The 5,767-nt window shown below is 56.0% G+C and carries 7 protein-coding genes; 5 read left to right on the forward strand and 2 right to left on the reverse strand.

Annotated elements, in window-relative coordinates:
• Positions 1-146: 146 nt before the first annotated feature.
• Together groL and groES are read right to left on the reverse strand one after the other, a co-directional pair.
• Entirely contained in the window at positions 147-1,763 is a 1,617-nt protein-coding gene (gene groL, locus SMC5_RS00265; RefSeq protein WP_119119122.1) for a chaperonin GroEL, read from the reverse strand.
• Positions 1,764-1,775: 12 nt separating this feature from the next.
• A complete protein-coding gene (gene groES, locus SMC5_RS00270) occupies positions 1,776-2,066 on the reverse strand; it encodes a co-chaperone GroES (RefSeq protein WP_119119123.1) in 291 nt (96 codons plus the stop codon).
• Between the two features lie 204 nt (positions 2,067-2,270).
• On the opposite strand from groES, the gene tsaE reads away from it, so the two are divergent.
• From tsaE to SMC5_RS00295, 5 genes are all read left to right on the forward strand, one after another.
• Positions 2,271-2,795 (forward strand): tRNA (adenosine(37)-N6)-threonylcarbamoyltransferase complex ATPase subunit type 1 TsaE, encoded by a 525-nt coding sequence (gene tsaE / locus SMC5_RS00275; protein WP_119119124.1) that lies wholly within the window; start codon positions 2,271-2,273, stop codon positions 2,793-2,795.
• Entirely contained in the window at positions 2,767-3,468 is a 702-nt protein-coding gene (gene tsaB / locus SMC5_RS00280; RefSeq protein ID WP_165846119.1) for a tRNA (adenosine(37)-N6)-threonylcarbamoyltransferase complex dimerization subunit type 1 TsaB, read from the forward strand. The genes tsaE and tsaB overlap by 29 nt, the downstream gene beginning before the upstream one ends.
• Positions 3,465-3,941, forward strand: a complete 477-nt coding sequence (gene rimI, locus SMC5_RS00285) for a ribosomal protein S18-alanine N-acetyltransferase (protein ID WP_119119126.1) — start codon at positions 3,465-3,467, stop codon at positions 3,939-3,941. Before tsaB ends, rimI begins: the two co-directional genes overlap by 4 nt.
• Positions 3,922-4,959: a tRNA (adenosine(37)-N6)-threonylcarbamoyltransferase complex transferase subunit TsaD gene (gene tsaD, locus SMC5_RS00290; RefSeq protein ID WP_119119127.1), complete on the forward strand. Its 1,038-nt coding sequence runs from the start codon at positions 3,922-3,924 to the stop codon at positions 4,957-4,959. Before rimI ends, tsaD begins: the two co-directional genes overlap by 20 nt.
• 116 nt (positions 4,960-5,075) lie before the next feature.
• On the forward strand, positions 5,076-5,767 hold a 692-nt coding region (locus tag SMC5_RS00295; protein WP_119119128.1), incomplete at its 3' end, for an alpha/beta hydrolase.

Raw genomic sequence — 5,767 nt, forward strand, 5'->3', positions numbered from 1 at the left:
GCACAGTCGTAGCATTTTTCAAGGTATCTTCACATTGTCCTGAGGAGATTTCCAGTACTTGAGTTGAGGAACCTGCGTCCTGAGCCAGCAAAAACCCCGGCCGTAAGGCCGGGGTTCTGTTGACAGATGATGAGCGAAGCAGAGTTTTAGTAATCAGGGTAGGCCGGAGCAGCAGGTGCCGAACTCTCCGCCTTCGGAATGGTTGTGATCATGGCCGCCGTCGAGAGGAGCAGGCTCGCGATGCTTTCTGCATTCAGCAGCGCGAGACGTGTGACCTTCAGCGGGTCAACAATGCCACTCTTGAAGAGGTCCTCAAACTTATTGTTGAGGGAGTTGAACCCGAGATTGTCGTCGCCCTCGAGAACCTTCTGAACCGCGATGACGCCCTCATAGCCAGAGTTGTCCGCGATGATTTTGAGTGGCTCGCGAAGTGACTTGCGGACGATCTCGGCGCCGGTCTTCTCGTCACCGGTGAGCTTGAGTCCGTCGATTCCCCTGCCTGCTTTCACCAGAGCTGCACCGCCGCCGATGATGATGCCTTCTGCCACGGCTGCTTTGGTAGCATTGACAGCATCCTCGACTCTGTGCTTGAGTTCCTTCATAGCTGTCTCGGTGGATGCGCCGACCTTGATGATAGCAACGCCACCAGCAAGCTTTGCCAGGCGCTCCTGAAGCTTTTCCTTGTCGTAGTCCGACTTGGTCTCCTCGACCTGCTTGCGGATCTGGCCGATGCGGGACTTGATCTCTTCCTTGGTTCCCTTACCACCAACAATGGTGGTGTTGTCCTTGTCGACCTTGACTTCGTCAGCAGAGCCAAACATGTCTTCGGTGACCTTCTCGAAGGTGAGGCCAAGGTCTTCGCTGAGAACCTTGCCACCCGTGAGGATTGCAATGTCTTCGAGCATGGCCTTCCGGCGATCTCCAAAGCCGGGCGCCTTGACTGCCGCGCATGAGAACGTGCCACGGACCTTGTTGAGCACGATTGTCGCCATCGCCTCACCGGTGATGTCATCCGCGACAAGGAGGAATGGACGTCCCTTCACGGACAGCTTCTCGAGGACGGGCAGGAACTCCTGGATGGACGTGATTTTCTTGTCAGTGATGAAGATGAGAGGGTTCTTGAGCACGACTTCCATGCGGTCGGGGTCGGTCACGAGGTATGCAGAGATATAACCACGGTCAAACTGCATCCCCTCGACGGTCTCAACCTTCATCTCGAGACCCTGAGATTCTTCCACGCTGATGACGCCGTCCTTGCCGACCTTCTCCATGGCGTCCGCAATTGCTTCGCCGACGGCGAGTAACTTGGATGAGACAGTGGCAACCTGTGCCTTCTCTTCACGGGTCTTGACCTGGCGAGACAGCTTCTTGAGCTCTTCGACAACAGCTGTCGTCGCTTTGTCCATGCCAGCCTTGAGTGCGACGGAGTCTGCGCCGGCAGTGACGTTCTTGATACCTTCCTGAATCATGATCTGGGCAAGGACAGTGGCTGTGGTTGTACCGTCACCGGCCTGGTCCTCAGTCTTCTGGGCAATCTCTCTGAGAAGCTGCGCACCGATGTTCTCGTTCGGATCCTGGAGCTCGATTTCCTTGGCGATGCTGACACCGTCATCGGACAGAACCGGCGAACCGAACTTCTTCTCGAGTGCAACGTGACGGCCCTTGGGCCCTAGCGTGACTCTGACTGTATTAGCGAGCTTATCGACACCGGTGCGAATCCTTTCGTATGCTTCCTCATTGAAGATGATCTGTTTTGCATCCATGGTCATTCCTCCTTACTTGACGATTGCGAGGATGTCGTGCTGAGACAGCACAACGTACTCTTCGTCGTCGAGTTTGATTTCGTTGCCGCTATACTTGGAATAGACAACTTTGTCGCCTTCCTTGACCTCAAGGGGAATCTTGGTGCCGTTGTCCAGCATAACGCCGGAACCAACTGCCATGACGGTACCCTGCTGAGGTTTTTCCTTGGCGCTGTCAGGCAGGACAATGCCACTCTTCATGGTTTCTTTGGCTTTCTCAACTTTGATGACGACGTGATCACCGATTGGTACCAGCTTTGTCATATTGTCGTACCTCCTGTACTAGAAAATCTTGATGGATTAGCACTCTCTTTGCATGAGTGCTAAGCCATTATAGGAGGGCATGGTGAGCTGTCAAGTATCGGAGGGGTCTGGTACCGTACCTCCGAGGCCCCGGATGGGGAGCAAACGGAATACCACATCAGTGTTGTACAAAGGTCGGGTTCCTGCTAAGATAACTACCCGAACATGACCTACGAAACTTGCATAGAGGTACCATTCCTGAGCCGTTGCCACCAGTCTACTGAGGGCATTGGCATCTTGCTTGGGAGCTGTTTACTTGAGACGCTTTCACAGGGGAACCGTGACTCACTGGTTGTTGGACTGATCGGTCCTCTGGGCGCCGGCAAGACGGTTCTCACGCGTGCTCTCTCGGTAGCGCTCGGTGTCGATCGGGCAAGCGTCGCCAGCCCCACCTTTGTCCTGGAGCGGAACTATCTGGGCAAAGAACCGGTGAGGCATTTTGACCTCTATCGCATCGAGGATCCTCGACAACTGGTCGAAATGGGTTTCGAGGAAGAACTGGAGAAGCGCGGTGTGACAGTAATCGAGTGGGCTGAGCGGTCCGGAAGACTCCTCGAGATGTATGAGCGTATTGAAGTCCACTTCGAAGTCCTGGGTGAAGAAGTCAGACGCATTGTTCTGCGCGATTTCTACCAGCCTTCCATCATTGCGAGGTGTTTCGGTGTCGAGACAGGCGTTTCTTCTCATTAACACTGCCACCGTTTCCGGGGTCGTTGGCCTTGCGCGGGGAGACGAAGTGTTGGCGCAGGCTTCACTGCAGTTGGCGACTGCGTCCAATACTGTCGTGGCTGCGGTCGACCACATACTTGTGGAGGCGAGGTGCACACTGGATGAAGTGGCGGGTATCGTGCTGGTCAAGGGTCCTGGGACTTTTACAGGGTCGCGGGTCGGCGCAAGCATTGCCAAGGCAATTGCCTACGCGGCTCCTTGCTCGCTCCTCTCCGTCACTACGCTGGAAGCGGTAGCCTGGAGTGGCTTCCTGACGAGTACAACACAAGTGACTGATGGTCCTGTGTGGGCGCTTCTGGATGCTCGTCGTCACGAGTTTTATGTGCAGGAGTTTGCCGTCCGTAATGGAACAATCGTGTCTCAAGCGGATGCAGTGTGTTTGGGACCGGGAGCCTTCGATACTGTCCGTGACGTGGGTGGGCTTGCCGCCTGTGCCTTCTCGCCTGCGGCAGTTCCAGAGAACCAGCGCTCACACGAACGAGAGAACGTAGTGTGGTCGTTCGACGTATATCCGAGCTGCGCCGGCATCCTTGCGGCTTCGGCGGGCGCCCGGAGTGAAGACCCGTTCACGCTTGAGCCGCTGTACCTCCGCAGCACGGAGGAATTGTTTGATCACCCGAAGGTGGCGTTGTGACGTCTGCGCCGTCAATCATCGTCCGGACGGCGAGTGTCCGGGATCTCAAAGCTATCTGGGCGATCGAGGAAGCGTCCTATGCGACTCCTTGGCCCAAAGAGACCTTTTTCGTGGACATTACCTTCAATGCAGATGCAAAGTATTTCGTCGCTACAGTCGATAAACGCATCGTCGGATTCATCGGCGGCTGGTTCAAGGAAGGACAGTTGCACATCGTCAATGTCGCTACGCACCCTTCCTCTCGCGGATCTGGTGTGGCAAAGCAGCTCGTTCTGTTTCTCCTCGACCTGGCCCAGGATCTCAAGATGGGGAGCGCTTTCCTTGAGGTTCGACGGTCTAATGTTGCAGCTCAGAAGCTCTATGAGGGACTGGGTTTTGGAGTGACGGATCTACGGCCGATGTACTATCCTGACAACATGGAAGACGGACTGGTCATGACAAAGGAGCTACGCAGTGCGCATACTGGGGATTGAGACGTCCTGCGACGATACGGCTGCAGCTGTTGTAGACGATACGGGGCTGGTCCTGTCGTCGGTCGTCTCGAATCAGGATTCGTTCCATCGGAAGTACGACGGCATTGTTCCGGAGATTGCTTCTCGCAGGCATACCGCGACAATTATCGCCTCAGTAGATGAAGCTTTGCTTCAGGCAGGCATGTGGATCAGGGACGTAGACGGGATTGCCGTCACCTGCGGGCCTGGGCTGATCGGTTCTCTTCTTGTAGGCGTAGAAACGGCAAAAGCTCTTGCATATGCCAGTGGAAAACCTCTGATCCCCGTGAATCATCTGGAGGGCCATGTAATGGCGTCATTTCTCCATGATCCAGAAAGCGACCTGCAGCCACTGACGGGCGACGACTTTCCGTTGCTGGCGCTGATTGTATCCGGAGGGCACACGGAGCTGGTTTATGTTGACCGGTGGCTCCATTATCGAGTTCTGGGTGCAACACGCGACGATGCGGCAGGCGAGACGCTGGACAAGTTCGCAAAGTATCTGGGACTTGGTTATCCGGGAGGACCGGTAGTCCAGAAGATCGGCGCAACCGGGGATCCCTCGTACCACTCTTTTCCGAGAGTGACGTTCAGCCGGGGAGGGTACGAGTTCAGTTTCAGTGGCCTCAAGACTGCCGGCATCAACTATGTGAAGTCGCTGACATCAGAGGAACTCAAAGCTCACCTCCCTGACATTGTGGCAAGTTTTGAGTCTGCCGTCGTCGGTGAACTTGCAGGCAAGTCACTGCGGGCGGCCCGGGATCTCTCCCCGCGTACGCTCACCGTCGTGGGTGGCGTTGCTGCAAACAAGCGGTTGAGAGACAGCTTTGCCAAGTCCGGGGATGTCCGGGTTTACTTCCCACCGATGAAGTACTGTACCGACAATGGCGCGATGATCGCGTACGCCGGGGCGCGACGGGCCATGCTGGGTATACGGGCGGCCATCGATCTTGATGCATGCTCCTCACTTGGAATAGAGGACAGTTCGCTGAACACGTGAAGGCGGACAGCGGCATCCGGGCCGGGATGCCGTAACATCCACGCAATTGCGCCAAGGTCTGGGTTGCCGATAATGGAATTGGTGTGCATGCCACACGTTCGAAACGGAGGCAGGAAATGGACATTCGCGAAGAAGGGAGACCGTTCAGCACGAAAGGCACGAGCGGTGTTGGTTGTCTCGTCATGCAGGGATTCACGGGGACAGTGGGGAGTATTCGCTACTATGCGGAGCAGCTCGCGGCGAAAGGGCTCTCCGTTGAGGCTCCACGTCTGACAGGCCACGGGACGAGATGGCAGGACGTCAACCAGGCTCGCTACACAGACTGGATTCGTGACGCGGAACAGGCGTATCAGTTGCTGGCCAGCCAGTGTGATAAGGTATTTGTCACTGGACTCTCGATGGGTGGAACGCTTATCCTGTATCTTGCAGAGCATCATCCAGAGATTGCCGGCGTCATCCCCGTCAATGCACCTGTCTTCATGACCGACAAGCGTGCGCCTTTTCTGCCCATCCTCAAGCATCTGATAGCATCGACGCCGGCGATCGCGTCTGACATCATGGAACCCGGTATCATTGAACCCGCGTACGACAGGACGCCGACCGCAGGTGCTCACGAGATGGTGAAGCTGCTCGGAGTCACGCGCAGGGACCTGAGTCTCATTGTCCAGCCCTTACTCGTCATGCGTTCAACGCACGACCATGTCGTCCCCCACGAGTGCGGTCCGTTTATCATGGAGCATACCGCTTCCACAGACAAGGAGATGGTTGTTTTCGAGAGATCAGCCCATGTCGTGACAATGGACTATGA

This window comes from Candidatus Cryosericum odellii (assembly GCF_003570935.1).
GTDB classification, from domain to species: Bacteria; Caldisericota; Caldisericia; order Cryosericales; family Cryosericaceae; genus Cryosericum; species Cryosericum odellii.

Bases quoted from the DNA above. Each gene is read 5' to 3' on its own strand.
- groL (WP_119119122.1), bottom strand. From the start codon at position 1,763: ATGGATGCAAAACAGATCATCTTCAATGAGGAAGCATACGAAAGGATT.
- groES (WP_119119123.1), bottom strand. From the start codon at position 2,066: ATGACAAAGCTGGTACCAATCGGTGATCACGTCGTCATCAAAGTTGAG.
- tsaE (WP_119119124.1), top strand. From the start codon at position 2,271: ATGACCTACGAAACTTGCATAGAGGTACCATTCCTGAGCCGTTGCCAC.